The sequence below is a fragment of the Microbacterium sp. NPDC078428 genome (assembly GCF_044542535.1).
In the GTDB taxonomy this organism is placed as follows: Bacteria; Actinomycetota; Actinomycetes; order Actinomycetales; family Microbacteriaceae; genus Microbacterium; species Microbacterium limosum.
Genome location: NZ_JBITUP010000001.1, coordinates 811,775 through 838,288, shown reverse-complemented (window position 1 = coordinate 838,288; position 26,514 = coordinate 811,775). Strand labels below are relative to the sequence as shown.

The 26,514-nt window shown below is 71.1% G+C and carries 26 protein-coding genes, 1 tRNA gene, 1 rRNA gene and 1 pseudogene; 9 read left to right on the top strand and 20 right to left on the bottom strand.

Annotated features, from left to right (window positions below):
- Positions 1–2 precede the first annotated feature (2 nt).
- From ACIGCK_RS03945 to ACIGCK_RS03915, 7 genes are all read left to right on the top strand, one after another.
- Positions 3–1,316: an NAD(P)-binding domain-containing protein gene (locus ACIGCK_RS03945; RefSeq protein WP_396663904.1), complete on the top strand. Its 1,314-nt coding sequence runs from the start codon at positions 3–5 to the stop codon at positions 1,314–1,316.
- Entirely contained in the window at positions 1,316–1,828 is a 513-nt protein-coding gene (locus ACIGCK_RS03940) for a GNAT family N-acetyltransferase (RefSeq protein WP_396663903.1), read from the top strand. The genes ACIGCK_RS03945 and ACIGCK_RS03940 overlap by 1 nt, the downstream gene beginning before the upstream one ends.
- 314 nt (positions 1,829–2,142) lie before the next feature.
- A complete protein-coding gene (locus tag ACIGCK_RS03935) occupies positions 2,143–3,036 on the top strand; it encodes a metalloregulator ArsR/SmtB family transcription factor (protein ID WP_396663901.1) in 894 nt (297 codons plus the stop codon).
- A 49-nt stretch (positions 3,037–3,085) separates the two neighbouring features.
- Complete coding sequence (locus ACIGCK_RS03930; RefSeq protein ID WP_396663899.1) at positions 3,086–3,505, top strand: arsenate reductase ArsC; 420 nt, start codon at positions 3,086–3,088, stop codon at positions 3,503–3,505.
- Positions 3,502–4,446 carry a PstS family phosphate ABC transporter substrate-binding protein gene (locus ACIGCK_RS03925; RefSeq protein WP_396663897.1) on the top strand — a complete coding sequence of 315 codons (945 nt, stop codon included), beginning with the start codon at positions 3,502–3,504 and terminating at the stop codon, positions 4,444–4,446. The genes ACIGCK_RS03930 and ACIGCK_RS03925 overlap by 4 nt, the downstream gene beginning before the upstream one ends.
- 30 nt (positions 4,447–4,476) lie before the next feature.
- Positions 4,477–5,859 (top strand): FAD-dependent oxidoreductase, encoded by a 1,383-nt coding sequence (locus tag ACIGCK_RS03920; protein WP_396663896.1) that lies wholly within the window; start codon positions 4,477–4,479, stop codon positions 5,857–5,859.
- Positions 5,856–6,149: a low molecular weight phosphatase family protein gene (locus tag ACIGCK_RS03915; protein ID WP_396663894.1), complete on the top strand. Its 294-nt coding sequence runs from the start codon at positions 5,856–5,858 to the stop codon at positions 6,147–6,149. The genes ACIGCK_RS03920 and ACIGCK_RS03915 overlap by 4 nt, the downstream gene beginning before the upstream one ends.
- A gap of 36 nt (positions 6,150–6,185) precedes the next feature.
- On the opposite strand, the pseudogene ACIGCK_RS03910 reads toward ACIGCK_RS03915, so the two are convergent.
- Positions 6,186–7,434: pseudogene (locus tag ACIGCK_RS03910) on the bottom strand (IS3 family transposase).
- Between ACIGCK_RS03910 and ACIGCK_RS03905 the strand changes: the two are divergent.
- Positions 7,321–8,607: a recombinase family protein gene (locus tag ACIGCK_RS03905; RefSeq protein WP_396664021.1), complete on the top strand. Its 1,287-nt coding sequence runs from the start codon at positions 7,321–7,323 to the stop codon at positions 8,605–8,607. The pseudogene ACIGCK_RS03910 and the gene ACIGCK_RS03905 sit on opposite strands and share 114 nt — an antisense overlap.
- On the opposite strand, the gene ACIGCK_RS03900 is transcribed toward ACIGCK_RS03905, so the two are convergent.
- A tRNA-Pro gene (locus tag ACIGCK_RS03900) sits at positions 8,570–8,646 on the bottom strand. The genes ACIGCK_RS03905 and ACIGCK_RS03900 overlap by 38 nt on opposite strands.
- Positions 8,647–8,765: 119 nt before the next feature.
- Between ACIGCK_RS03900 and ACIGCK_RS03895 the strand changes: the two genes are divergently transcribed.
- Positions 8,766–9,164 carry an RNA-binding S4 domain-containing protein gene (locus tag ACIGCK_RS03895; RefSeq protein WP_396663892.1) on the top strand — a complete coding sequence of 133 codons (399 nt, stop codon included), beginning with the start codon at positions 8,766–8,768 and terminating at the stop codon, positions 9,162–9,164.
- A 202-nt stretch (positions 9,165–9,366) separates the two neighbouring features.
- Here ACIGCK_RS03895 and ACIGCK_RS03890 read toward each other — a convergent pair whose 3' ends face one another.
- The 18 genes from ACIGCK_RS03890 to rrf form a co-directional block, all read right to left on the bottom strand.
- Positions 9,367–10,278 (bottom strand): NUDIX domain-containing protein, encoded by a 912-nt coding sequence (locus tag ACIGCK_RS03890; protein WP_396663891.1) that lies wholly within the window; start codon positions 10,276–10,278, stop codon positions 9,367–9,369.
- 82 nt (positions 10,279–10,360) lie between these two features.
- Positions 10,361–11,884 (bottom strand): ribosome biogenesis GTPase Der, encoded by a 1,524-nt coding sequence (gene der / locus ACIGCK_RS03885; protein WP_396663890.1) that lies wholly within the window; start codon positions 11,882–11,884, stop codon positions 10,361–10,363.
- Entirely contained in the window at positions 11,874–12,584 is a 711-nt protein-coding gene (cmk, locus tag ACIGCK_RS03880) for a (d)CMP kinase (RefSeq protein ID WP_396663888.1), read from the bottom strand. The genes der and cmk overlap by 11 nt, the downstream gene beginning before the upstream one ends.
- Complete coding sequence (locus ACIGCK_RS03875) at positions 12,574–13,707, bottom strand: prephenate dehydrogenase (protein ID WP_396663886.1); 1,134 nt, start codon at positions 13,705–13,707, stop codon at positions 12,574–12,576. Before ACIGCK_RS03875 ends, cmk begins: the two co-directional genes overlap by 11 nt.
- Positions 13,704–14,543, bottom strand: coding sequence for a pseudouridine synthase (locus ACIGCK_RS03870; protein WP_330171460.1), 840 nt, complete (start codon positions 14,541–14,543; stop codon positions 13,704–13,706). Before ACIGCK_RS03870 ends, ACIGCK_RS03875 begins: the two co-directional genes overlap by 4 nt.
- Before the next feature lie 26 nt (positions 14,544–14,569).
- Positions 14,570–15,148: an SMC-Scp complex subunit ScpB gene (gene scpB / locus ACIGCK_RS03865; protein WP_396663884.1), complete on the bottom strand. Its 579-nt coding sequence runs from the start codon at positions 15,146–15,148 to the stop codon at positions 14,570–14,572.
- Positions 15,138–15,971 (bottom strand): segregation and condensation protein A, encoded by an 834-nt coding sequence (locus tag ACIGCK_RS03860; RefSeq protein ID WP_396663882.1) that lies wholly within the window; start codon positions 15,969–15,971, stop codon positions 15,138–15,140. The genes scpB and ACIGCK_RS03860 overlap by 11 nt, the downstream gene beginning before the upstream one ends.
- A complete protein-coding gene (locus ACIGCK_RS03855; protein ID WP_396663881.1) occupies positions 15,955–16,842 on the bottom strand; it encodes a ParA family protein in 888 nt (295 codons plus the stop codon). The genes ACIGCK_RS03860 and ACIGCK_RS03855 overlap by 17 nt, the downstream gene beginning before the upstream one ends.
- 115 nt (positions 16,843–16,957) lie before the next feature.
- Entirely contained in the window at positions 16,958–17,863 is a 906-nt protein-coding gene (gene xerD / locus ACIGCK_RS03850; RefSeq protein ID WP_396663879.1) for a site-specific tyrosine recombinase XerD, read from the bottom strand.
- Between the two features lies 1 nt (position 17,864).
- Positions 17,865–18,479, bottom strand: coding sequence for an NUDIX domain-containing protein (locus ACIGCK_RS03845; RefSeq protein ID WP_396663878.1), 615 nt, complete (start codon positions 18,477–18,479; stop codon positions 17,865–17,867).
- Positions 18,472–20,169 carry a CTP synthase gene (locus ACIGCK_RS03840; RefSeq protein ID WP_396663876.1) on the bottom strand — a complete coding sequence of 566 codons (1,698 nt, stop codon included), beginning with the start codon at positions 20,167–20,169 and terminating at the stop codon, positions 18,472–18,474. Before ACIGCK_RS03840 ends, ACIGCK_RS03845 begins: the two co-directional genes overlap by 8 nt.
- A gap of 14 nt (positions 20,170–20,183) precedes the next feature.
- Complete coding sequence (gene recN, locus ACIGCK_RS03835) at positions 20,184–21,884, bottom strand: DNA repair protein RecN (RefSeq protein ID WP_396664019.1); 1,701 nt, start codon at positions 21,882–21,884, stop codon at positions 20,184–20,186.
- Complete coding sequence (locus tag ACIGCK_RS03830; RefSeq protein ID WP_396663875.1) at positions 21,881–22,810, bottom strand: NAD kinase; 930 nt, start codon at positions 22,808–22,810, stop codon at positions 21,881–21,883. Before ACIGCK_RS03830 ends, recN begins: the two co-directional genes overlap by 4 nt.
- Positions 22,807–23,607, bottom strand: a complete 801-nt coding sequence (locus ACIGCK_RS03825; RefSeq protein ID WP_396663873.1) for a TlyA family RNA methyltransferase — start codon at positions 23,605–23,607, stop codon at positions 22,807–22,809. Before ACIGCK_RS03825 ends, ACIGCK_RS03830 begins: the two co-directional genes overlap by 4 nt.
- Positions 23,604–23,768 (bottom strand): hypothetical protein, encoded by a 165-nt coding sequence (locus ACIGCK_RS03820; protein WP_330171451.1) that lies wholly within the window; start codon positions 23,766–23,768, stop codon positions 23,604–23,606. The genes ACIGCK_RS03825 and ACIGCK_RS03820 overlap by 4 nt, the downstream gene beginning before the upstream one ends.
- Before the next feature lie 47 nt (positions 23,769–23,815).
- A complete protein-coding gene (locus tag ACIGCK_RS03815; protein WP_396664017.1) occupies positions 23,816–24,856 on the bottom strand; it encodes an HAD-IIA family hydrolase in 1,041 nt (346 codons plus the stop codon).
- A complete protein-coding gene (locus ACIGCK_RS03810; RefSeq protein WP_396663870.1) occupies positions 24,856–26,229 on the bottom strand; it encodes a primosomal protein in 1,374 nt (457 codons plus the stop codon). Before ACIGCK_RS03810 ends, ACIGCK_RS03815 begins: the two co-directional genes overlap by 1 nt.
- A 75-nt stretch (positions 26,230–26,304) precedes the next feature.
- Positions 26,305–26,421 (bottom strand): 5S ribosomal RNA (rrf, locus tag ACIGCK_RS03805).
- Between the last annotated feature and the right edge of the window lie 93 nt (positions 26,422–26,514).

Here is a 26,514-nt window from a genome sequence, read left to right as displayed (position 1 = left end):
TTGTGACCCTGCTCGACCTGACCCCCCGAGTCGTTGAAGCCAGCCCACTGTCGACGCTACCCGTTGCGATCATCGGCGCTGGCCCGATCGGGCTGGCGGCTGCGGCCAATTTGGTCGAGCGTAGGATCGGCTTCGTCGTGTTCGAGGCGGGCGATGAGGTGGCGGCCAGTGTTCGAGCGTGGGGGCACACGCGCCTGTTCTCGCCGTGGAAGCACCTCGTCGACCCGGCGTCGCGCCGGCTGCTGGAGGAGCACGGCTGGGAGCTGCCCGACGCTGAGCGCGCGCCTTCGGGGACGGAACTGGTCGAGGCGTACATCTCACCGCTGGCTGCCCTCGAGGAGATCGCCCCGCATGTCCGCACCGGCGTCGAAGTGATCGGCGTCACCCGCGAAGGGATGGACCGCACTCGCACCGCCCGCCGCGCCGCCACTCCCTTCGTTGTACGCATCCGGACGGCGAACGGGGACGTGGAGGACATCACCGCGCGCGCTGTGATCGACGCATCCGGCACCTACCTCTCACCGAACTCGCTCTCGTCGAGTGGGTTGGAGCTGTTGGGGGTGGCAGACATCGCTGACCGTGTCACTCCCGCGCTTCCCGATGTGCTCGGCAGGGATCGTGTCGCGTTCGCCGGTCGACGGATCACAGTCGTCGGCGCCGGGCACTCCGCGGCCAACACCTTGCTGGCCCTCGTGAAGCTCGCCCGCGAGGAGGCCGGCACGACGGTGACCTGGCTGATCCGCAATGCCAAGGCGGTGCGGGTGTCGTCCTCGCCCGACGATGAGCTGATCGGTCGGGCGAACCTCGGCAGCCGTGTCGACCGGGCGGTGGAGCGTGGCGAGATTGCGCTCGTCGACGGCTTCGAGATCATCCGCGCCCGCCGCGCCGGCGAGGCAGTCGAGCTGGTCGGCCACCGCCACGGCGAGGTGGTCGCCCACGAGACCGACATCGTGGTCAATGCCACCGGGTTCCGGCCGAACCTCGACATCCTGCGCGAGATCCGTCTCGAGTTGGACGAGATCGTGGAGGCTCCCAAGCGTCTCGCGCCGCTGATCGACCCGAACGTGCACTCCTGTGGCACCGTCGAGCCCCATGGCTTCCGCGAGCTGACCCACCCGGAGCAGGGATTCTTCATCGTCGGGATGAAGTCCTACGGGCGCGCGCCGACATTCCTGCTCGCCACCGGCTACGAGCAGGTGCGCTCGGTAACGGCGTGGCTTGCCGGCGACGCCACCTCCGCGTCGAACGTTGAGCTCGTGCTTCCCGCGACCGGCGTCTGCTCGACCGATGCCGGCGATGGCGGTGGCTGCTGCTGATGGCGGACGTACGCGCGATGGCCGAGGCTGACTGGCCGGCGGTCGAGAGGATCTACGCGCAGGGGATCGAGGACGGGGAGGCGACCTTCGAGGTGACCACCCCCAGCTGGCAGGCGTTCGATGCGGGGAAGCTGCCCGCACTGCGGTTCGTCGCCGTCAACGAGCGCGGCGCTCTCGTCGGCTGGATCGCCGCTTCCCCGGTGTCCTCTCGTCCGGCGTACCGCGGCGTGGTCGAGCACTCGGTCTACATCGATCGCAGCGCCCGCGGTCACGGCATCGGTCGCCTGCTTCTCGACGTGTTCATCGACGCCGCGGAGGACGCGAGGATCTGGACCATCCAGTCGAGCATTTTCCCGGAGAACGCGGCGAGCCTCCGACTCCATGAGGCCGCGGGGTTCCGTGTCGTGGGGCGGCGTGAGCGCATCGCGCGGTCAGGGGCCGGCCCGCACGCCGGCTGCTGGCGGGACACCCTGCTCATCGAGCGTCGCAGCGCCGCGGTGGAGCCCGACTGAGTATGGATGACGCGACCATCCGGCGTTACCTCAGCGGGTCTCGCCTGAGAGATGCTCGACATCGTGAACGGCGGTGGAGCTCGCGACGGCGACGATGTCGCGCGGGCGTGGGCTGAGCGCCGGACTGCTCTCACCTCGGCACATGCCCGCCGGCTCCCGCGGATCGCCGGCCAGATCCTCTGGCAGCTGGCGAGCATGCACTGGATTGAGCGCTCGGACGGGGAGTGGAGGGTGACGAGCCTTGGGCTCCATGCCCGTGATCTGGCGTCCGCGCTCGTGTGACGCCGACATCCGTCGTCGATAGACTTTCGTCTATGAATCCTGCGGTGAGCATCACCTCATTGGGGGATCCGACGCGTGTGCGCATCCTCCGACTGATCCGCGACTCGCAGGATGGGCGGGCCCTCGTCGGGGCGCTGGCAAACATTTCGGAGCTGCGACAGCCGACAGTCAGCCACCATATGAAGGCGCTGCACGACGACGGCATCGTCGTACGCGAGCCGGACGGGCGCCGCGTCTGGTACTCCATCGCCCCTGTCCACGCTGATCTTGTCGACTCGATCCTCGGCGGCCCAGAGCCCGGGGACGAGCCGGATCTGGAGCGCATCGCCGACGACCTTTCCGTGCGCTTCCACGGCGTGCTCAGCCGTGAGACCGTCCGTGCGATCGTCTTGGCCAGCCACCAGCTCCTGGCCGGTCACTCGCAGTCCCCGATGCTGGCCAGCCGCACGGCGACGTTCGCCGCCACACGGCTGGAGGCCCTCCAGCGTGACCAGGCACCCACCCCGACCGTGCCCACGGTGCTCTTCGTCTGCGTGCAGAACGCCGGTCGCTCGCAGATCGCCGCCGGAATCCTCCGACAGCTCGCGGGCGACCGAGTGACGGTGCGAACGGCCGGCTCGGAGCCGGTCAGCGATGTGCGCCAGAGCATCGTTGCCGCGCTGAACGAGATCGGCGTCTCACTGGGCGGCGAGTTCCCGAAGCCGCTCACCGATGACGCCGTCCGCGCGGCCGACGTCGTCGTCACGATGGGCTGCGGCGACGCCTGCCCGGTCTACCCCGGCCGCCGCTACCTGGACTGGGAACTCGAGGACCCGGTCGGCAAGTCACCCGAGCAAGTTCGTGCGATCAGGGACGACATCGAAGGGCGCGTCCGCAGGCTGCTCGATGAGCTGTTCCCCGAAAGTTCATCTGCATCGACTCGATAAACAGATAGATCACGGTCTATGCTTTCTGGTGAGAGAAAGCGAGACCGCCATGAGCGACAAGCCCACAGTCCTGTTCGTATGCGTGCACAACGCGGGCCGTTCGCAGATGGCTGCCGGTTACCTTCGTGCACTCGGAGGCGACGACGTCGAGGTGCTCTCCGCGGGGTCCGCGCCCAAGGACGTCATCAACCCGGTCGCGGTCGAGGCGATGGCCGAGGAAGGCATCGACATCGCCGGGAACACCCCGAAGGTGCTGACCGTCGACGCTGTGAAGGAATCGGATGTCGTCATCACGATGGGCTGCGGCGACGCATGCCCGATCTTCCCGGGCAAACGCTACGAGGACTGGGAGCTTGACGACCCGGCCGGACAGGGCATCGAAGCCGTGCGTCCGATCCGTGACGAGATCCGCCGCCGCATCGAGGCGCTGATCGACGACCTGCTCTCGGAACGGGTGGCGCAGCCATGAACCGGACGGCGCCGCTCGCCGCGGCGACGATCCTCGCCGCGCTGGCGTTGACCGCATGCGCCGCTGAGTCAGTCGGCGACTCCGGCGAAACCGTGAGCGGGACCGTCGTCAGCGACGGGTCCTCCACGGTCGGCCCGCTTACGAAGGCGGCATCGATCCAGTTCGCCGGGGTCCAGCCGGACGTGGCGGTGACGGTCCAGATCACCGGCACCGGTGGCGGGTTCCGTTCGTTCTGCTCGGGCGAAACAGACATCTCCAACGCCTCTCGCCCGATCGACGACGATGAGGCAGCGAAGTGCGAGGCTGCGGGTGTCGAGTTCACGGAGATCGTGATCGCCAACGACGGAATCTCCGTCGTTGTCAATCCCGAGAACGACTGGGTGGACTGCATCACTGTCGACCAGCTGAGGAAGATCTGGGCGCCGGATGCCGAGGGCACGGTGACGAGCTGGAACCAGGTCGACCCGTCCTTCCCGGAGGTCCCGCTCGCCCTCTTCGGTCCGGGTGCGGATTCGGGCACGTTCGACTACTTCACCGAAGCGATCAACGGTGAGGAGGGAAGCAGCCGTAGCGACTACACCGGCTCCGAGGATGACGACGTCACGGTTCAGGGCGTCAAGGCAGACGAGGGCGCGCTGGGCTACTTCGGGTTCACCTACCTCGAAGAGAACGCGGATGTCGTCAAGGGCCTCGAGGTCGACGGCGGCGACGGCTGCGTCGCCCCGTCCGTCGAGACCGTGCAGGACGGCACGTACGCGCCGCTCGGCCGGCCGCTGTTCATCTACGTCAACAACGACTCCTACGCGGATGAGGCGGCGGTGAAGGCGTTCGTGGACTACTACGTCGACAATGCCGACGCGATCGCTCAGTCCTCGCTGTTCGTCCCGCTCACGGACGAGCAGACCGACACCGCGCAGGACGAACTCGCCAGCCTCGGCTGACCGCCCCGCACAATCCGAAGGACTTCAGACATGCATATCGTCGCCATCGGCGGCAGCGACGCGGGGATCTCCGCCGCGCTCCGCGCCCGAGAACTCGACCCCACCATCGACGTGACCGTGGTAGTCGCCGACGGGTATCCGAACTACTCGATCTGCGGCATCCCGTACTACTTCTCCGGCGATGTGAAGCCGTGGCAGTCGCTCGCGCACCGCACCCACGGCGACCTCGAAGCGACGGGCATGGGGCTGCGGCTCAACACACTGGCGACGCGGATCGACGCCGCGCGGCGCCGCCTGACGGTCCGCGATGGTGACGGGGAATCCGACATCTCCTACGACGAGCTCATCGTCGGCACCGGCGCGCTGCCCTCCTTCGCCGGGATCGCAGGCCTGGGCGATCTCGGCCCCGAGGACGGCGTCCACGTGATCCACTCGATGGGCGACACCTTCGCGCTGGATGCCGACCTTGCCAGCCGTGCGCCCAGCAGCGCGGTGATCGTCGGCGCCGGCTATGTCGGCCTGGAGATGGCGGAGGGGTTCCGGGCGCGCGGGATGCGGGTGACCCAGCTGCAGCGCGGCCCCGAGGTGCTCTCGACGCTGGACCCCGAACTCGCGGCCTTGGTCCATGACGAGCTCATCGAGCACGGCGTGGACGTGCACACGAACACCACCGTGACGGCCGTCGAGAAGACCGACTCCGGGCTCGTGGTCCAAGCCGAGCACCTCGGCGAGCCGGTGTCGCACAGCGCGGATCTGGTTCTCGCGGTCGTCGGCGTTCGCCCCAATACGGCCTTGCTCGAAGATGCGGGAGCGCAGCTCGGCGCGGGCCGTGCGGTGGTCGTCGACGAGCAGATGCGCACCGGCATCCCTCACGTCTTCGCCGCGGGCGACGGCGTCGTCACCCACCACCGCCTGCTCGGCGTCACATATCTGCCGCTCGGAACCACCGCGCACAAGCAGGGCCGCATCGCCGGCGAGAACGCGCTAGGTGGCGACGCACGGTTCGCCGGATCCGTCGGCACCCAGGTCGTCAAGGTCTTCGACATCGTCGCGGCGCGCACCGGGCTCCGTGAGCACGAGGCAGCTGTCGCCGGATATGCGCCCGCCACTACGCAGTCCGCGGCGGACGACCACAAGCGGTACTACCCAGGTGCACAGCCGATCAGCTTCCGCATCACCGGCGACCGCGACACCGGCAGGCTCCTCGGCGCACAGCTGGTCGGGCGGCTCGGCACCGAAACCGCGAAGCGCGTCGACACGTACGCGACGGCGCTGTTCGCCGGCCTCACCATCGACCAGGTCAGCGACCTTGACCTCTCGTACACCCCGCCCCTCGGATCGCCCTGGGACGCCGTGCAGACGGCGACCCAGGCATGGTCCCGAACGCACCTCCCCCTCGGAGTCCCCGCATGACCGCCCCTCCCACCGTTCTCTTCATCTGCCAGCACAACGCCGGCCGCTCGCAGCTCGGAGCGCACTTGCTCGATGTCATCGCGCCAGGCGAGTTTCACGCGACCAGCGCGGGTCTCAAGCCCGCAGACGAGATCAACCCGGTCGTCGCACAATCGCTTCAGGAAGTGGGTGCAGACACCTCCGCAGCGCGTCCACGGCTGGTGACGGAGACGGATCTGGCGACCGCCGATGTCGTCGTCACAATGAAGCCCGGTCTGCAGCTCCCCGCGCCAATCCGCGGGCGGCACTGACTCGCCCCGGCATGTCCGGAGAGCGTTTTGCTGGTGTCAGCCGGCTCTTCCGACCGGTTCGTTGCGAGCGTAGTCGAGCTGCTCGACCTCGAGCGGTGTGAGGTCGTCGATCGAGCCGTGGGTGCGCTCGGTGTTGAACCACAGCACCCAGGACGCGGTCGCCGCTTCGACCTCGTCGACGTCTCGCCAGGGGCCTTCGTGATGGATGAGCTCGGACTTGTAGAGCCCGATCTGCGACTCCGCGAGCGAGTTGTCGTACGCGTCGCCCACGGACCCGACCGAGAGGTCGATTCCTTCCTCGACGAGCCGGTCGGTGAACGCGATCGACGTGTAGACACTGCCCGCGTCGGTGTGATGCGTGAGGCCGCCGAACCCGGCGACGCCTTCACGCCGCCGGGTCCAGAGGGCCATTTCGAGGCAGTCCAGCACGAGCGGTGTGGTCATGCTCGTCGCGGCGCGCCAGCCGAGGATGCGACGGGAGTGCGCGTCGAACACGAACGCGACGTAGACCCACCCCGACCACGTCCAGACGTAGGTGAAGTCGGCCACCCAGAGCTGGTTCGTGCGGAACCGGGCGAAGTGCCGGTCGACGAGGTCGGCGGGCCTGGTCTCCCGCAGATCCGTGTCGATCGGCCGCTTCCGCTTCCCACGCACGACGCCGGCGATACCGAGGTCTCGCATGAGGCGTTCGACCGTGCAGCGAGCGATCTCGTGCCCGTCGCGGCGGAGCCGGAGCCAGAGTTTGCGGGCGCCGAGCACCTTCCGCTGGCCCTGCCAGGTCGCGAGGACGATCGGCTTCCACCGCTCATCGGACAACTCCCGTGAGGACGGTCCCCGCCCGCGGGCGTCGTAGTAGGTCGATGGGGCGATCTTGCAGCCGTGCTGGGTGAGCACGGCGCAAATCGACTCGACACCCCACCGCAACCCACCATCACGGCGGTCCTTGTGGTCCTCGATGAACGCGACTATCGCTTCAGTGGCCGGTCGAGTTCGGCCGCGAAGAAAGCCGAAGCCGCCATCTCTCGTTCGCGCGCCGCAGCTCGGCGTTCTCCCGCTTGAGTCGCTTGATCTCCTCGGCCGCGTCAGTCGTGACGCCGGGCCGGTCGCCGGCATCGACCTGCTGCCGTCGGATCCATGTCCGGATGGTCTCGGGAGACCCGATCCCGAGCATCTGCGCCACCGCAGTGATCGCGGCGTACTCGCTCGGGTAATCGGACCGCACTTCGGCGACCATGCGGACAGCGCGCTCACGAAGCTCGCGCGGATACTTACTGGGACGTCCCATGAGACAGATCCTTCCAAGGAATCATGTCTCCGGACACGCCGGGGCGAGTCACTCATCGTCTGGGCCTTTGAGCAGTATGCGACGAACCAGTTCTCGATCACGCAGCTCCAAATGATGCTGGAAGACCAGGGCCTGACCACGCGGCAGTCGAGCAAGCGGGCCGCCAAGCCGCTGTCGAGCAGCCAGCTCGCCATGATCCTGCGCGACCCGTATTACACCGGAGTCATCCGCTACAAGGGGAAGCTCCACCCGGGCAGGCACACGCCCCTCATCTCGAAGGAGCTGTTCCTCGCGGTTCAGAAGATCCTCGATGGACGCAACCGCAAGGGAGACCGCGACCGGGTCCACTTCCACTTCCTGCGCGGCCTGCTGTACTGCGCCGAATGCAAGTCGGAGGGGCGCACGAGTCGACTCGTCTATAGCCAGAACAAGGGGCATGGCGGCACGTATGAGTACTACGTTTGCACCGCGAAGCAGCGTGGACACTGCTCGATGCCGTCGGCGCGACTCGACGAACTCGAAGACGAAGTGGCGCGACGGGTCGCGGCTGAACGCTTCGATGGTGAGGACATCGCGTCCGTTCGTGAGGAAGTTCGACGCGCCCTCGTCGAACTCCAAGCCGCGGACCAGGAGGAGAAGGACGCTCTCCGCAAGCAGCTGAAGAAGCTCGAAGGCCAGGAAGAGCGGCTCATTGAACTCGCCGCCGATGGAACGATCGCCGTCGAGAAACTGCGCCAACGCCTCGAGTACGTGACGCTCCAGAAGGGCGCGATCACCGAGAAGCTCACCCGGACGGTCGAACGTATCCGTCACGGCGTGGACAAGGCCTTCGCGTTCGTCGATCTCCTCGAAGATCCCGCCGCGCTCTATAGGCAGCTGCCCGACAACGTCCGCCGCGAGCTCCTCACCGCGTTCTTCACGCGACTCGACGTCCAGGTCACCGACCGAGAGGTGAGTATCGGCGTCGAACGCACCGAACTCAACGCCGGCCTGCACGACTGGCGCGCCCAGCACCACCTCAGCGCGACAGCCCACACACCGACCAAAGAAAAGAGAGCCTCCCGCATTCCTGCGGAAGACTCTCTCTCGGACCCATACCCGCTTACTCAGTCCAAAGGTTTGAATAAGCCTGTATTGGTCGGGATGACAGGATTTGAACCTGCGACCCCTTGACCCCCAGTCAAGTGCGCTACCAAGCTGCGCCACATCCCGAAGTCCCCGCTCGCGCGTGGACAACTCCACCATCCTACCTGCTCGCGCATGCGCCTGCGAACCGCTCCGCGTCGGCGGGCGGGGGCGGTGCGCGTGCACCTCGGGCTACCCTCGAAAGCATGCCGACGTCGAGCGAGAGCACCCCTTCGGCATCCGTGCGTGTGGACTCGTGGCTGTGGGCCATCCGCGTCTACAAGACCCGCTCGGCGGCGACGACGGCCTGCCGCGCCGGACACGTCAGGGTCGGCGGCGAGCGCGCGAAGGCCGCGCAGCCGGTGCGCCCCGGCGACGAGCTCCGAGTGCGGATCCAGGGCTTCGACCGCATCCTCGTGGTGCGTCAGCCGATCGCCAAGCGCGTGGGAGCGGCCGTCGCGGCCGCGGCCTTCGAAGACCGCACCCCTCCCCCGCCCCCACGCGAGATGGTCGCGAGCGTGCCCGTGCGCGACCGGGGCGCCGGTCGCCCCACCAAGCGCGAGCGCCGCGAGATCGACAAGCTGCGCGGAGCACGTGGCGAGTGAGCGGCGCGCCGTCGGCGCACAGGTGAAGGAAGTCGCGGTGCGAGAACCCGTCCGGGCGATCGATGACGATTCCCTGATCGACGCCCGATAGCTACGGGGCAGGTTGCGTGCAACGGGGCAGGTTGTAGCCTGCCCCGTTGCGCAGAACCTGCCCCACTCGGGGGCGGGGGCCCCACCCCGAGAGCGCACCCCCGCGCGGAACTCAGGCGCGGTCGAGGATGCCGAGCAGCCAGCCGGCCCCGCGCACGTGCGCCCCGGCATCCTGCGCGCGGGCCGCGAGAGCGCGGTCGCTCGTCACGACCGCCACGTCGTAGCCCTCGCCCGCCAGGCGCAGGGCTTCGGCGGCGATCGTGTCGTCGCCCTCGCCGGGCGCGCGCACGGTGCGGACGAGCGCGCCGGCCGCGTCATCCAGCCCCCGGGCCTTCCCCTCCACCACGAGCGTCGTCTCCGGGAACCATCTCTCGTGCGGCAGCCCCAGGTCGGCCCCACGCACGCCCTCCGACACCAGGGCCTCCAGCCGGTCGCGCAGCCTGCCGGCCGCCCCAGCGCGGTCGCGCCACCAGCCGTCGGGCACCGAGCCCACCACGTTGGCGCCGTCGACGACGATCGCCGGGCGGTGCGAGAGGCCCGCCTTCAGCGACGGCCACGCCGCCGCGAAGCCGGGGTGGAGCGGGCGGTCGTCCACCTCGTCGAGGGCGACCCACTCCAGTGCGACGCTCTCGGGGTCGCTGATGACGGGCTCGAAGGACGTCACCGCGTCGGCGATGAGCGTCGTGTACGTCCAGATGCCGAGGTCGAGCAGGTGCGTGAACCGGGGCGCCACCGCGCCCTCCGGCACACCGGCCTCCTCCCCCGACTCGCGCAGCGCGCCGTCGATCGCCGATTCGCCCTCGTGCCGGGCGCCGCCCGGCAGACCCCACGTGCCGCCGAAGTGGCTCCACGCCACGCGGTGCTGCAGCAGGATGCCGCGGTCGGCGTCCACGGCGAGCAGCCCCGCCGCGCCGAAGCGTCCCCAGTACCGTTCGCCGGTGTCGGCGATCACCCACGCATCGCCGGGGTCTCGGGGCCCGTGCGGACGGCGCGGCTCACCCGGGAGGGGCGGCTGGATCGTCATCACCACAGCCTCGCACACCCCGAGGCACCCGGCGTGCGGACGCTCGCCCGGCCGCGGCCCGGCCTCGCCCAGCGGTCGGCGATCAGCGCTGGCGACGCTCCCGCACGCGCATGTTGACGACGATCGGCGTGCCCTCGAACCCGAACAGCTCGCGCAGGCGCCGCTGGATGAACCGGCGGTAGCCCGGGTCGAGGAATCCGGTGGTGAACAGCACGAAGGTCGGCGGACGCGTCGACGCCTGCGTGCCGAAGAGGATGCGCGGCTGCTTGCCGCCCCGCACGGGGTGCGGGTGCTCGGCGACGAGCTCGGACAGGAAGGCGTTGAACTTGCCCGTCGGGATGCGCTGATCCCACGACTCCAGCGCGGTCTCCAGCGCCGGGACGAGCTTGTCGAGGTGCCGCCCGGTGCGTGCCGAGATGTTCACGCGCGGGGCCCACGCCACGTGGGCCAGATCCTGCTCGATCTCCCGCTCGAGGTAGCGGCGACGGTCCTGGTTCTCCATGTCGTCGTCGTTCAGGCGGTCCCACTTGTTGAAGGCGAGCACGAGCGCGCGGCCCGACTCCAGCACCATGTCGATGATGCGCACGTCCTGCTCGCTGAGCGTCTCCGACACATCCAGCACGACGACGGCGACCTCGGCCTTCTCCAGCGCGGCAGAGGTGCGCAGCGACGCGTAGAAGTCGGCGCCCTGCTGCAGGTGCACGCGGCGCCGGATGCCGGCGGTGTCGACCAGGCGCCACAGCTTGCCGCCGAGCTCGACGATCTCGTCGACCGGGTCGCGGGTGGTGCCGGCGAGCTCGTTGACGACGACCCGCTCCTCCCCCGCGGCCTTGTTCAGCAGCGAGGACTTCCCGACATTCGGCCGGCCGAGGATCGCGACCCGGCGCGGGCCGCCGATCTCGGCCTTGGCCACCGCCGAGACGTCGGGCATGACCTTCACGACCTCATCGAGCAGGTCGGCGACGCCGCGCCCGTGGATCGCCGAGACGGGGTGCGGCTCGCCGAGCCCCAGGTTCCACAGCGCGGCGGCCTCGGGCTCCTGCCGGGCGTCGTCGATCTTGTTCGCCACGAGGAAGACGGGCTTGCCGCTCTTGCGCAGCAGCCTCACGACGCTCTCGTCGGTGGAGGTGGCCCCCACCATGGCGTCGACGACGAACAGCACGACATCCGACAGGTCGATCGCGACCTCGGCCTGCGCGGCGACCGACGCGTCGATGCCCTTCGCATCGGGCTCCCACCCGCCGGTGTCCACGAGCGAGAACCGTCGGTCGAGCCACTCGGCCTTGTACGTCACGCGGTCGCGAGTCACACCGGGGGTGTCTTCGACGACGGCCTCGCGGCGGCCGAGGATGCGGTTGACGAGCGCCGACTTGCCGACGTTGGGTCGACCCACGATCGCCACGACCGGTAGGGCGGGCGAGTACTGGATCCCGTCCTCCCCGATCCCGAGCCCCTCGAGGAGCGCGGCGTCCTCGTCGTCGAGGTCGTAATCGGTCAGCGACGCACGCAGCGTCTCGGCGCGCTGCTCGACGAGCGTCTCGTCCAGCTCCGCGAGCCGCTCGGCGAGGCGGTCGGGACCGCCTTCGTACTCCTCGTCACCGGCCATGGCGCACCCCTGCCTTCTCCGCGACGACGGCGAGCACCGCGTCGACGGTCTGTTCGAAATCGAGCTCGGTGGAATCGACGACCTCGACGCCGGGCGCGGCGCTGAGGAAGTCCACGACGGCGGAGTCCGACGCGTCGCGGCGCGTGAGCGCTGCGGCGACGGCCGCGGCATCCTCGCCGCTCAGCTCGGCGCTGCGCCGCCCTGCGCGCACCTCGGGGGCCGCCGTGAGCAGGATCCGCACGGGCGCGTCGGGCGCGACCACCGTGGTGATGTCCCGTCCCTCGACGACGATCCCGCGCGGCGCGCCGGCCATGATGCGCCGGAACATCGCCGTGACGGCCTCGCGCACGGCGGGCACGCGGGCGACGCCGCTGACGGCGTCCGAGACCCGCGGTTCGCGGATCGCGTCGGTCACGTCGGCCTGCCCCACCCGCACGGCGTAGGCGGCCGGGTCGGTCGAGATCCAGAAGTCGAAGTCGCCGGTGGCGTCGAGCACGTCGGCGGCGTCGCTCGTGTCGGCGCCGCGGGCCAGCACGTGCCACGCGAGCGCCCGGTAGGCCGCGCCGGTGTCGAGATAGTCGTAGCCGAGGCGGGATGCCGCGGCCTTCGACACGCTCGACTTGCCGCTGCCGGCCGGGCCGTCGATCGCGACGACGACCGGGGCCGCGCCGGCGCCGGGGTTCACCTGGTCACCCGTCATTGCTGGTGCTCGCAATCCGCCATCCCCGCTCCGTGAGTCCTTCCACCGCGCGGCCGACGGCCGACGGTACGACGCTGATCTCGGCGAGGCCGAACTGGGCCCCGGGAGAATGCTCGAGGCGCAGGTCCTCGACGTTGACCTCGAGCTCGCCGAGCTCGCCGAAGAGGCGGCCGAGCTGACCGGGCCGGTCGTCGACCATGACGACCACCTGCTCGAAGCGGCGGTTCTGGCCGTGCTTGCCGGGGAGTCTTTCGACGCCCTCGTTGCCGCGGCGGATCGTGTCGGCCACGGCGCGGCGCGAGCCCGCGGCATCCGGTGCGCGCAGCGCCTCGGTCACGCCCCGCAGGTCGCCGGCGAGCGCGTCGAGCACGTCGACGACGGGGCCCGCGTTGGCGCCGAGGATCTGCACCCACAGCTCGGGGGCGGATGCCGCGATGCGGGTCGTGTCGCGCACGCCCTGCCCCGCGAGCCCGAGCGCGGCGTCGGGCGCCTCCCGCAGGCGGGCGGCCAGGACGCTCGCGACGATCTGGGGAACGTGCGAGACCACCGCGACGGAGCGGTCGTGCTCCTCCGGGGTCATCTCCACGGGGGTCGCGCCGAGATCCAGCGCGAGGCCCTCGACGAGCGCGAGGTCTTCGCGGGAGGTCTCCTCGTCGCGGCAGACGACCCACGGCCGGCCGACGAAGAGGTCGGACCGGGCCGCTATCGCGCCGCCCCGCTCGCGCCCGGCGAGCGGATGGGAGCCGATGTACCGCGTGAGGTCCACTCCGCGACGGCGGAGGGCCAGGTAGGGCTCGAGCTTGACGCTCGCGACGTCGGTGACGACGGCGCCGGGGTGGGCGGCGAGCTCCCGCGCGACGACGTCGGCGGTGACATCCGGCGGCACGGCGACCACGACGAGCGTCGGACGGTCGTCGTCCCGCGCGGCGCGCCCCGCCCCGTAGTCGATCGCGAGGCGCAGCTGCGCGGGCGAGGTGTCATCGAGCACGACGTCGACGCCGGCGGCCCGCAGCGCGTGCCCCACGCTCGCGCCCAGCAGCCCGGCCCCGACGACGCGGACGGTGCCCGTCGTGCGCGCGGCGACGGAGGTCGCGGACGCACGGGTTAAGGCGGAATCGGTCACGTCGGGTCTCCTGACTGGGGCGACGCGGGCGGCGGCGCATCTGCTGCGCTCTCGTCGGCGGCGTCGCGGCGCGCGAGGGTGAGCAGCGCGCCGCGTTCCACCTTAGTCAACTCGCGTGAGCGCCCGACCGGAAGCGTTCCCAGGTGGAGGGGGCCGAACTGGCGGCGCACCAGCTCGAGCACGGGGTGGCCGACCTCCGCCATCATCCGACGGACGATGCGGTTGCGCCCCGAGTGCAGGGTCAGCTCGACGAGGCTCGTGCCTCCCGTGCGGGGGCCCGAGGCATCCAGCAGACGCGCCTTGTCGGCGGCGATCGGGCCGTCCTCGAGCTCGACGCCGCGCTTGAGCCGCGCGATCGTCTGCGCCGTGACGATGCCGTCGACCTTGGCGATGTAGACCTTCGTCACCCCGAAGCTCGGGTGCGCGAGCACGTGCGCGAGGTCGCCGTCGTTGGTGAGGATGAGCAGGCCGCTCGTGTCGGCGTCGAGCCGGCCGACGTTGAAGAGCCGCTCCGGATAGTCCTGCGTGAACCGGCGCAGGTCGTCGCGCCCGCGGTCGTCGCGCATCGAGCTGACGACGCCGGTGGGCTTGTTGAGCATGACGTAGCGCTTGCTCGCATCCAGCTGCACCGCGACGCCGTCGACGTCGACGAGATCGGTCTCGGGGCGGATGCGCGATCCCAGCTCCGTGACCACCTCGCCGTTCACGCGCACCCGCCCCTCCACGATCAGCTGCTCGCTCACGCGCCGTGACGCGACGCCCGCCTGCGCGAGCACCTTCTGCAGCCGCACGCCGTCGGCCGCGGCATCCTGCCCCGTCGTCTCACGCTCGCTCATCGGCTCTCCTCCCGCATCGTCCGCCCTCATCGGGGGACCGTGTCGTCGAATCCGTCGGCGCCGTCGTCGAGCAGCGGCGAGATGGGCGGCAGCTCGTCGAGCGAGTTGATGCCCAGGTTCACCAGCAGCGCGTCGGTCGTGCCGTAGTGGATGGCGCCGGTGTCGCCGTCGGTGAACACCTCGGTGATGAGCCCCCGCGCCAGCAGCGTGCGCACGACCGAGTCGACGTTCACGGCGCGGATCGCAGCGACCTGACCGCGGGTCACGGGCTGCTTGTACGCGATCACGGCGAGGGTCTCGAGCGCCGCCTGCGAGAGGCGGGAGGGGGCCTGCGTCGTCACGAAGTCGCTGACGAGGTCGTCGAACTCGGCGCGCACGTAGAGCCGCCAGCCCCCGCCCACCTCGCGCAGCTCGAAGCCGCGCACGGGCCCGCCTGCCTCGCCGTCGTAGTCGGCGGCGAGGCCTTCGATCGCCTGACGCACGGCCGCGACGGGCGCGCCCACCGCGGTCGCGAGGTTCACGAGGCTCTGCGGCTCCTCGACGATCATGAGGATCGCCTCGAGGCGCCGTGCGACGGATGCCGCGGCCTCCCTCTCATCGGTCATAGTCGGCTCCCAGCGTCGCCAGTTTCTCGTCGGACCAGGTCTCCGCGCTCCAGCGCAGCGTCAGCTCGCCGAGCGGCTCGAGCTGCTCGAAGGTGAGCGCCGCGTGGCGGTACAGCTCCAGGATGGACAGGAAGCGCGCCACGACGATGCCCGGGGCATCCACCCCGGCGATCAGCTCGCGGAAGGTCAGCTGCTCGCGGCCGCGCAGCAGCGTCACGACGATCGCGGCCTGCTCGCGGATGCTCACGAGGGGCGCGTGCAGGTGATCCAGGCGCACGTGCGGGATCTCCTTCGGCGCGAACGCCAGCAGCGCGAGCGCGACGAAGTCGTCGAGCGTGAGCGTCCACACGGGCTCCGGAACACGCGCGCGATGCTTCTCGTCCAGCCGCACGGTGCGGGCGTGCCGCGTGTCCTCCGCCTGCAGACGCGCCCCGAACCAGCCCGAGACCTCCTTGAACGCGCGGTACTGCAGCAGGCGCGCGAAGAGCAGGTCGCGGGCCTCGAGGAGCGCGACGGACTCCGAGTCGACGAGCTCGCCCTGCGGCAGCAGCCCGGCGACCTTCATGTCGAGCAGGGTCGCCGCCACCACGAGGAACTCGCTGGCCTGGTCGAGCTCCTCGTCGGGGCCGAGCTGACGCAGGTATGCGATGAACTCGTCGGTGACGCGGCTGAGCGACACCTCGGTGATGTCGAGCTCGTGCTTGGAGATGAGGCTCAGCAGCAGGTCGAACGGGCCGTCGAAGTTCGCCAGCGAGACGCGGAATCCGCCCTCGCCCTCGTCGGAGGGAGCCTGCCCGGCCGAGCCCTCAGGCGACGTCGCCACGGGCGACCAGCTCCCGCGCGAGCCTCAGATAGGCCTGCGCTGCGGAGTGCTCGGGCGCGAAGTCGGTGATCGGGACGCCCGACACCGAGGCGTCCGGGAACTTCACCGTGCGCCCGATGACCGTCTCGAACACATCGTCGCCGAAGGCCTCGACGACCCGCTCGAGCACCTCGCGGGAGTGCAGCGTGCGCGGGTCGTACATCGTCGCGAGCACCCCGTCGAGCTCGATCGCGGGGTTGAGGCGATCGCGCACCTTGTCGATCGTCTCGATGAGGAGCGCGACGCCGCGCAGCGCGAAGAACTCGCACTCGAGCGGGATGATGACGCCGTGGCTCGCCGTGAGGGCGTTGACCGTCAGCAGGCCGAGCGAGGGCTGGCAGTCGATGAGGATGACGTCGTAGTCGCCGGCGACCTTGCGCAGCACCCGGGAGAGGATCGTCTCGCGCGCGACCTCGTTGACGAGGTGCACCTCGGCCGCCGACAGGTCGATGTTGGCCGGCAGCACGTCGAGTCCTTCGACGTTCGAGGAGACGATGACATCGCGCGGCTCGCGCTTGGTGTCCAGCAGCAGGTCGTAGACCGTCGGCACGTCGTGGGTCGCAATGCCGAGGCCGGCCGAGAGCGCACCCTGCGGGTCGAAGTCGACCGCGAGCACGCGCCGCCCGTAGCTGGCGAGTGAGGCCGCGAGGTTGATGGTCGTCGTGGTCTTGCCCACGCCGCCCTTCTGGTTGCAGAGCGCGATGATGCGTGCGGGACCGTGGCCGTCGAGCGGGGCGGGGGTGGGGAAGCCGTGGTACGGGCGGCCGGTGGGGCCGACGGGCGCGTCGCCTGTCTCGGAGGGCTTCTTCGTGCCCCGCGCGCTGCCCGCCACCGATTCTCCTGACCTTGCCGTACCGTCGGTCGATTCTAGCCGCCCCTCGCCGCCCGAGCCGGGTCGGCATGCCGTGCACGGCGGATGCCGGGGGCGCACCGGCGCGCATCGGTCCTCAGCGTGCGCGCGGGTGAGCCCCGGCGTACACGTCGCGCAGGGCATCGACCGTGACGTGCGTGTAGATCTGCGTGGTCGCGACCGACGCATGCCCCAGCAGCTCCTGCACGACGCGGACGTCGGCGCCGCCCTGCAGCAGGTGCGTCGCGAACGAGTGCCGGAGCGTGTGCGGAGACACGTGCGCCGAGAGCCCCGCGCCCTCGGCGGCGCGCTGCAGCACGAGCCACGCGCTCTGACGCGACAGCGGCGCGCCCCGCACGCCGAGGAAGAGCCGGGCGTTCGCCCGGCCGCGCGCAGCGAAGCCCGGCCGCACGCGCGTGAGGTAGGCCGACACGGCGTCGCGCGCGAACGATCCGACGGGCACGATGCGCTCCTTGCCGCCCTTGCCGCGCAGCAGCACGAGACCCTCGTCGCGCGTGACGTCGTCGACGTCGAGGCCGACGGCCTCCGAGACCCGGGCGCCCGTCGCGTACAGCAGCTCCAGCAGCGCGCGATCGCGCATCCCGACGGGGTCCTCGGGCGAGGGGGCCTGCAGCAGGGCCTCGACCTGGTCGATCGTCAGCGCCTTGGGAAGCCGCAGCGGCGCCTTGGGCGGGCGCAGCCGAGCCGCGGCATCCACGCTCTCGATGCCCTCCCGCGCGAGGAAGCGGTGCCACCCGCGCACGGAGGACTGCAGGCGTGCCAGCGAGGATGCCGCGGGCCGCGGCTTCGCCGATGCGCGTTCGGCGACGAAGGCGGCGACGACCGACGCATCGATCTGCGCGGTGTCGTCGATGCCGCGCGCCGCCAGCCAGGCGACGTAGTCCTCGAGGTCGCGCCGGTACGCCGCGACCGTGTGGGCCGAGAGCCCGCGCTCGATCGTGACGTGCCGCAGGTATGCGGAGAGGGCCCGATCCGCCCGCATGTCAGCGGCTCGCGCGCTCGTCCCGCCGCAGCAGAGCCGCCGTGGCGAGCACGCCGGAGGCGAGGATGCCGTTGCGCATCCGCCCGGCGAGCACGGCGTCGACCGCGTCATCCAGCGGCACCCATGCCAGGCGGATGTCGGCCTCCTCCTCCTCGCGCGCGTGCACCTCGGGGGCGTCGGCGAGGCCTCGGGCGAGGAAGATGTGCACGACCTCGTCGCTGCCGCCGGGCGTCGTGTGGATGCTCAGCAGCGGCGACCAGTCGCGGGCGACGAGGTCGGTCTCCTCCGCGAGCTCGCGCCGCGCCGTCTCGCGGGGCTCCTCCCCCGCGATGTCGAGCAGCCCCGCCGGGATCTCCCAGTCGCGGGAGCGGATCGGATGCCGGTACTGCTGCAGCAGCAGCACGCGGTCCTCGTCGTCGAGCGCGACGATCGCGACGGCGCCGGTGTGGTCGACGTAGTCGCGGGCGACCCGCTCGCCGTTGTAGAGGAAGGTGTCGTGCCGCACGTCCCACACGCGGCCGTCGAAAACGACGTCGCTCTCGACGATCTCGACGTCGAGCGGCTCGTCCCGCAGGTCGGCCCCGCGGGAGACGCCGGTCTCGCCGGGATCAGGCATCGGCATCCTGCTCGACGTCGAACAGCTCGCTCGCGCGGTGGCGATCGAGCGCCGCCCCGACGAGCCCGCGGAACAGCGGGTGCGGCTCGGTCGGGCGCGACCGCAGCTCGGGGTGCGCCTGGGTGGCGATGTAGTACGGGTGCACCTCGCGCGGCAGCTCGACGTACTCGACGAGGTTACGGTCGGGCGAGAGCCCCGAGAAGACCAGACCGGCCTCGGCCAGGCGGTCGCGGTAGGCGTTGTTGACCTCGTAGCGGTGGCGGTGGCGCTCGGACACGCGCGTCGCGCCGTACGCCTCGGCGGCCACCGACCCCTCGCGCAGGTCGGCCGGGTACAGCCCCAGCCGCATCGTGCCGCCGAGGTCGCCGCCGGCGATGATCTCGACCTGCTCGGCCATCGTCGCGATGACGGGGAACCGGGTGTCGGGGTCGAACTCGCTCGAGGACGCACCCGCGAGGTCGGCCTTGTTGCGGGCGTACTCGATCACCATGCATTGCAGGCCCAGGCACAGCCCCAGCGTGGGGATGCCCTGCTCGCGCGCGAACGTCAGGGCGCCGAGCTTGCCCTCGATGCCCCGGATGCCGAAGCCGCCCGGCACGCAGATCCCGTCCACGTCCGCGAGCGCCTTCGCGGCGCCCTCGGGCGTCTCGCACAGGTCGGAGGGGATCCAGCGGATGCTCACGTGCGTCTCGTGGGCGAAGCCGCCGGCCTTGATCGCCTCGGTCACCGACAGGTACGCATCCGGCAGGTCGATGTACTTGCCGACGAGGCCGATCGTGACCTCGTGCTTCGGGTTGTGCACGGCCTTGAGGACGCGGTCCCACCGGCTCCAGTCCACGTCGTTCGCGTGGCCCAGTCCGAGCGCCCGCACGAGGTACTCGTCCAGGCCCTGCTCGTGGAGCATCGTGGGGATGTCGTAGATGCTCGGCACGTCGACGGCGTTGACCACGGCATCCTCGTCGACGTCGCACATGAGCGCGATCTTGCGCTTGTTCGACTCCGTGACGGGGCGGTCGCTGCGCAGCACGAGGGCGTCGGGCTGGATACCGATCGAGCGCAGCGCCGCGACGGAGTGCTGCGTCGGCTTGGTCTTCTGCTCCCCCGAGGCACCCATGAACGGCACGAGCGAGACGTGGACGAAGAAGACGTTGCCGCGACCGAGCTCGTGGCGGATCTGGCGCGCCGACTCGATGAACGGCTGCGACTCGATGTCGCCCACCGTGCCGCCGATCTCGGTGATGATGACGTCGGGCTTGGGGTCCTCATCGGCCTGCAGGCGCATGCGCCGCTTGATCTCGTCGGTGATGTGCGGGATGACCTGCACGGTGTCGCCGAGGTACTCGCCGCGGCGTTCGCGCGCGATGACCTGCGAGTACACCTGACCCGTCGTCACGTTCGCCGACTGCGCCAGGTCGATGTCGAGGAAGCGCTCGTAATGCCCGATGTCGAGGTCGGTCTCGGCGCCGTCGTCGGTCACGAAGACCTCGCCGTGCTGGAACGGGTTCATCGTCCCCGGATCGACGTTCAGGTACGGATCCAGCTTCTGCATCACGACGCGCAGACCGCGCGCCGTGAGGAGATTGCCCAGACTCGCGGCGGTGAGGCCCTTGCCCAACGAAGAGACGACACCACCCGTCACGAAGATGTGTCTGGTGATGTCGTTCGATGGTCCCGATGCAGATTCCGCCACGGGCTTTTATCCTATCAGTCGCGTGCGGGCGAGAGCTCGAGCAGCTCGCGCGCGTGTTCGAGGGCGGCGGAGGAGTCGGCGAGCCCCGAGAGCAGGCGCGCCATCTCCGCCTCGCGAGCGGCGCCCTCGAGCCGGCGCACGCTGGAGGCTGTCACGGAGCCGTCGTTCTCCTTGACGACGGTGAGGTGGTTGCCGGCGAAGGCCGCCACCTGGGCGAGGTGGGTCACGGCGATGACCTGCGAGGTCTCGGCGAGGCGCGCGAGCCGCCGGCCGACCTCGATTGCGGCCGCGCCGCCGATGCCCGCGTCGACCTCGTCGAACACGAACGTCGGCACCGGGTCGGTGCCCGCGATGACGACCTCGATCGCGAGCATGACACGCGAGAGCTCGCCGCCCGACGCGCTCCGCGCCACCGGCCGGGGATCGGCTCCGGGGTGCGGGGCGAGCAGCAGCGCCACCTCGTCGCGGCCCTCCGCCGACGGGGCGCCGGGGGCGACCCGCACGCTCAGGCGCGCGTCGGGCATCGCGAGCGCGTGCAGCTCGTCGGTCACCGCGGCGCCCAGGCGCTCGGCCGCCGACGTGCGACGCTCCGTGAGGGTCGCGGCGGCGTCGTCGAGGGCGGATGCCGCGGCATCCCGCTCTGCGCGCAGCTGGTCGATGCGGTCGTCGTCGCCCTCGATCTCCGCGAGCCGGGCCCCGCCCGTCGCGGCGAGCGCGAGCACGTCGTCGAGCGTCCCGCCGTGACGCCGCACGAGGGCGGCGAGCGCCGCGCGGCGCTCCTGCAGGGCGTCGAGCTCCTGCGGTCCGGTCTCGTCGAGATCGGCGAGGTAGCTCGAGAGGGCCATCGCGAGCTCGCTCGCGCGGAACGACACCTCCGCGGCCTGCTCGGCGTACTCCCCGAGCACGGCGTCCGCCTCGCCCGCGCGCTCGAGCGCGCGCCGCGCCTCCCCCGCGAGGCTCGACACGTCGACACCGCCCGCCTCCGACGAGAGCGCCTCGCGCGCCGTCGCAGCCGCGATGCGCAGCTCCTCCACGTGCGTCAGCCGTTCCGTCCGCGCGGCCAGCTCGGCGTCCTCGCCCGCGACGGGCGCGACGGCCTCGATCTCGGCCAGGTCCTCCCGCAGGGCCTGCGCCTCGGCCATCCGCGCGTCGTGGCTCGTGACGAGCTCCTCCAGCTCGCGGTCGAGCGAGCGCCAGGCCGACCAGGCCGAGCGGTACGACTCGAGCGCCGCGCGGACGCTCTCGCCGCCGAAGCGGTCCAGCGCCTCCCGCTGCGCCGAATGCGAGCGCAGCCGCAGCTGCTCGGACTGCCCGTGCACGACGACGAGCTGATCGGCGAGGTCGGCGAGCACGCCGGCCGGGGCGGCCCGGCCGCCCACCGACGCGCGGCTGCGGCCCTCGGCCGTCACGGTGCGCCCGATGTACAGCTCCGCGGCGCCGGCCCCGGCAGGCTCCACGTCTCCGCCCGCCTCGCGCACGCGCTCGACGACACCGCCCTCGTCGGGCACGACCCAGATGCCGGTGACCTCCGCGGCGGCGGCGCCGGCGCGCACCACCCCGGAGTCGGCGCGCTGGCCGAGCAGCAGGCCCAGGCCCGTCACGACCATCGTCTTCCCCGCCCCGGTCTCCCCGGTGACGGCGGTGAAGCCCGGCCCGAGCGGCAGCGTCGCCTCCGCGATGACGCCGAGCGACCGCAGACGCATCTCCTCGATCACGCCGACGCCTCCGGCGCCGCCGCGGGCCCCCGCCATCCCTCGACGGGAAGCCGGAACTTGCGCACGAGTCGGTCGGTGAACGCGGCGGGGTGCAGCCGGGCCAGGCGCACGGGCTCCGGCGAGGCGTGCACGACGACGCGGGCGCCGGGAGGAAGCTCGTGGGACCGGCGACCGTCGCACCACAGGATACCGGTGCCGTTCGTGCGCTCGAGCACCTCGATCGCGACCGAGGCCTCGGGCCCCACGACGAGCGGCTTGGCGAAGAGCGCGTGCGCCGACAGCGGCACGACGACCATGGCCGCGACGGTCGGCCAGACGACGGGTCCCCCCGCCGAGAAGTTGTACGCGGTCGAGCCCGTCGGAGTCGCGATGACCATGCCGTCGCACCCGAAGGTCGACAGCGGACGCCCGTCGATCTCGACGACCACCTCGAGCATCCGCTCGCGGCTGGCCTTCTCGATGGTCGCCTCGTTGAGCGCCCAGGTCTGGTAGATCGCGCGACCCGCGGCATCCACGACCGTCACGGCCAGCGCCAGGCGCTCCTCCACGGCGTACTCGCCCGTGATCGCTCGACGGACGGCCTCGTCCATGTCGTCCCGCTCGATCTCGGCGAGGAATCCGACATGGCCCATGTTGATGCCGAGCACGGGGGCGGTGCCGCCACGGACGAGCTCCGCGGCGCGCAGGATCGTGCCGTCGCCGCCGAGGACGATCGCGAGCTCCAGCTCCGACACGTCGACGTCCTCGCCGAGGGTCGCGATGCCGGGCACGTGGTCGAGGGCGCTGTCGAGTTCGGCGCGGTCTCCGGCGGCGAAGACGGGACGGGCGCCGGATGCCTCGAGCGCCTCGGCGACGCGGCGGGCCGCGTTGACCGTCTCCTCGCGCAGGGCATGCGCGACGACCAGGATGTTGCGCGCAGCGCTCATGCCACTCCCGTCAGTCGGTCGACCGTGCCCGACCATTCTGCCGGAGTCCCGCCCTCGCCCCGCCGGAACCAGGCGACGTACTCGGCGTTGCCGTGAGTGCCCACGAGCGGTGAGGCGATCACGCCGCGCGTGCCGAGACCCGCGTCCCACGCCCGCCAGAGCACGCCGTTGACGGCGTCCGCGCGCAGCGCGGCGGAGGTGACCAGGCCGCCCTTGACGGCCGTGCGTCCCACCTCGAACTGCGGTTTGACCAGCAGCAGGAAGTCGGCGTCGTAGGCCGCCGTGGCCGCCAGGGCGGGAAGGACGAGCGCGAGCGAGATGAAGGAGAGGTCTCCGGTCACGACGCTCGGCGGTGCCGTGAGCCCGCTGACATCGGCGAACGCGCCGGCGCTCAGCTCCCGCACGTTGAAGCCCTCGACGCAGATCACCTGCGGGTCGGCGCGGACGGTGTCCGCGAGCTGGTCGTGGCCGACGTCGAGGGCCACGACGGGGGCCGCGCCGCGCTCGCGCAGCACCTGCGTGAATCCGCCCGTGGACGCCCCGACATCCAGGGAGATTCGCCCCGCGACGTCGATGCCGAAGGTGTCGAGGGCCGCGATCAGCTTGTGCGCTGCGCGGCTGACGTAGTGATCGGCGGCCGCCACCTCGAGGCCGGCGTCGTCGGAGACCTGGGTCGAGGACTTCACGACGGTGCGCCCGTCGACGTTCACGAGCCCCTGCGCGATCAGCGTCGCCGCGTGGGTGCGCGAGCGGGCGAGCCCCCGGGCCGCGAGGGCCGCGTCCAGGCGGGGCGTCATGGACGGTCGCGACGCGTCTCGCCGATGCCCCCGGCACCGTCGAGCAGGCGGGTGAGTTCCTCGTGCAGACCCGCGTACGCATCGGCTCGCGAAGCGAGCGGCTGATCCTCGATCACCTCGATGGCCGACAGGAGGTCGGGACGCGGGCTCTGCTCGGACATTGCTCCAGGATACGCGCGCGCTCCGACCCTTCGGAGGGCACGCGCCGTCAGCGGACGCGGAACGGATCGGCGTAGAGCGCTTCGGGGACGCGGAGACCGAAGATCGCGCTGCCGGAGTCCCAGATGGCACGTGCGCCGGCACGAAGCAGGTCGATCGGCCGATCACCCGCCGACAGGATCTGTACGTCGGCCCCCGCGACGCGCACCGTGGCGGCTCCGACCGTCACCGCCCCGTCCTTTCCGCGCACCTTGGTCGCGGGATACGGCTCGTGCAGCTCTCGCAGGTCGGCGAGGATGAAGTCGGGGCGCGACCCGGGAGGAGCGGCGAGCACATGCTTGGGCCGGTCGATGCCGGTGAGCACGAGCACGGAGGCGATCCCCGCGCGCACGGCCCCGAGGATGTCGGTGTCGAGGCGGTCGCCGATGAAGAGCGCCCTCTGCGCGCCGAAGCGCGCGACCGCCTCTTCGAAGATCGGGGTCTCGGGCTTGCCCGCGACGGTCGCCAACCGGCCGACGGCCGTGTGGACAGCCGAGACGAGCGTGCCGTTGCCGGGGGCCACGCCGCGTGCCTGCGGGATCGTCCAGTCGGTATTGGTGGCGATCCAGGGGATGCCGCCCTCCTCCTCCGGAAGCGCCAGCGCGTATGCCGCCTCGGCGAGCTGCGACCAGCCCACCTCGGGCGAGAACCCCTGGACGACGGCCGCGGGGTCGTCGTCGGCGCTGCGCGTGACGATGAACCCGGCCTTCTCCACCTCGACCACGAGCCCCTCGCCTCCGACGACGAGGATGCGGGAGCCCGCGGGCACCCGATCGCGCAGCAGGCGCATCGCCGCCTGCGGGCTCGTGATCACGTCGTCCTTCTGCGCCGGGAGCCCCAGCTCGCGCAGCTGTGCGGCGACCGTCTCGTCCGTGCGGGAGGCGTTGTTCGTGATGTAGCCGAGGCGGCGGCCGTCGGCCGCGCGCACGAGCGACTCCACCGCGTGCGGCAGGGCGCGGTGACCCGCATAGACGACCCCGTCGAGGTCGGCCAGCACCGCGTCGGTGCCGTCGAGGGGAGTCGTCTCTCGGGCGCCGGCGAACAGTCGCATCACGACCGCTCCTCGTCGCCGCCCTCTGTCGCGGAGTCTGCGACGGCGTCGGCGTCGGATGCCGCGGCATCCTCTCGGACCGGATCGGATGCGACACCGTCCTCGATTTCGAGATCGGTTGCGTCGCCGCCCTCTTCGTCGATGTCCACGACCTCGACGACGTCGCCCGCTCCCCCGCCGAGCGCCTCCTCGGCGATGCGGGCGCGGGTCCGCCACCGGGCGGCCTCGTCGGAGCGACCCAGTTCGTCGAGCACCTCCGCCCGCGCATCGAACAGGGCCGGGCTCCACGCGAAGGCGCGGTCGGGATCGAGTTCGGGGATGTCCAGTTCGCTGAGCGCCCGCACCGCGTCGCCGAGGTCGAGCCGGGCGCCCGACATCGCGATGGCCAGGTGCACGCGCGTCTCGGTCGGAAGGCTCGCACGGTCGACACCGCGGCCCTCCTCGAGGGCGCGGTCCGGGCGACCGACCCCCCGCTCGCTGTCGACGATCAGCGCGATCTGATCGTCGCGCCCGGTGAGCCGGCGGTAGGTGCGCAGCTCCCGCAGCGCGAGCGCGAAGTCTCCCACCGCGTACGCGGTGATGGCCACGGTCTCGCGCACGAGAGCAACGCGGCCCGCTCGACGGGATGCCGCCAGCGCGTGCTCGTGCGCCGCCGACGGGTCGTCGTCGATGAGACGAGCCGCCATCGCGAGATGACGCGCGACGGTGTCCGCGTTCTCCTTGCTGAGCGTCTTCAGCTCGTTCCGCGCGCCGCCGAGGTCCCGGGCGGTGACCTCTTCGGGGATCTCCGGGTCCATGGGCCTGTCGGCGCGATCGATCTGTCGTGGACGCGAGGGACGATCGCCGTCGCGACGAGGGAAGCCGGAGCGTCCCGAATCGTCGCGGGTACGGTACGGTCTGCCGGCACCCGCGCCCCGCGCGCCGTACGGCTTGCGGTCGCCGTCATCGCGACGCGCATACGGCTTACGGCCGGCGTCATCGCGCTTCACGTACGGCTTACGGCCGGCGTCATCGCGCTTCACGAACGGCTTGCGCTCGGAATCGTCGCGCTTCACGTACGGCTTACGGCCGGCGTCGTCGCGACGCACGAACGGCTTGCGCCCGGAATCGTCGCGCTTCTCGTACGGCTTGCGCGTCTCGCCGTCGCGCCTTGCGTACGGCTTACGGTCCGCATCGTCGCGCTTGACCGAGGGCTTACGGGCAGCGCCGCCGCGCTGAGCAGCGGGCCTCGCACCCTCGCGCTTGGCGTACGGACGTCGTTCCGAGCCCTCACTGCTGCGGCGAGGAGCACGATCGCCCTGTCCGGCGTCACGGAAGGATCCCGACCTCGGACGGCGCTCGTGCTCGGAGCGGTCGCTTTCCTCGTCGGTCATGGGTCGTCCTCTCGGCAGATTTGCCCGTTAACGCGAAATGGCCACCCAGCTCTGGGTGGCCATTTCTCGAAAGAAGTCCGGCGGTGTCCTACTCTCCCACGGGGTCCCCCCCGCAGTACCATCGGCGCTGAGAGGCTTAGCTTCCGGGTTCGGAATGGGACCGGGCGTTTCCCTCTCGCTATGGCCGCCGAAACACTATTGATGTTTCAGTCTGCACAACAAAAGTCATTGTCATGCGGTTCCCGACCGTACATCGAGAACCACTCAGTGGACGCAAGCACCTAG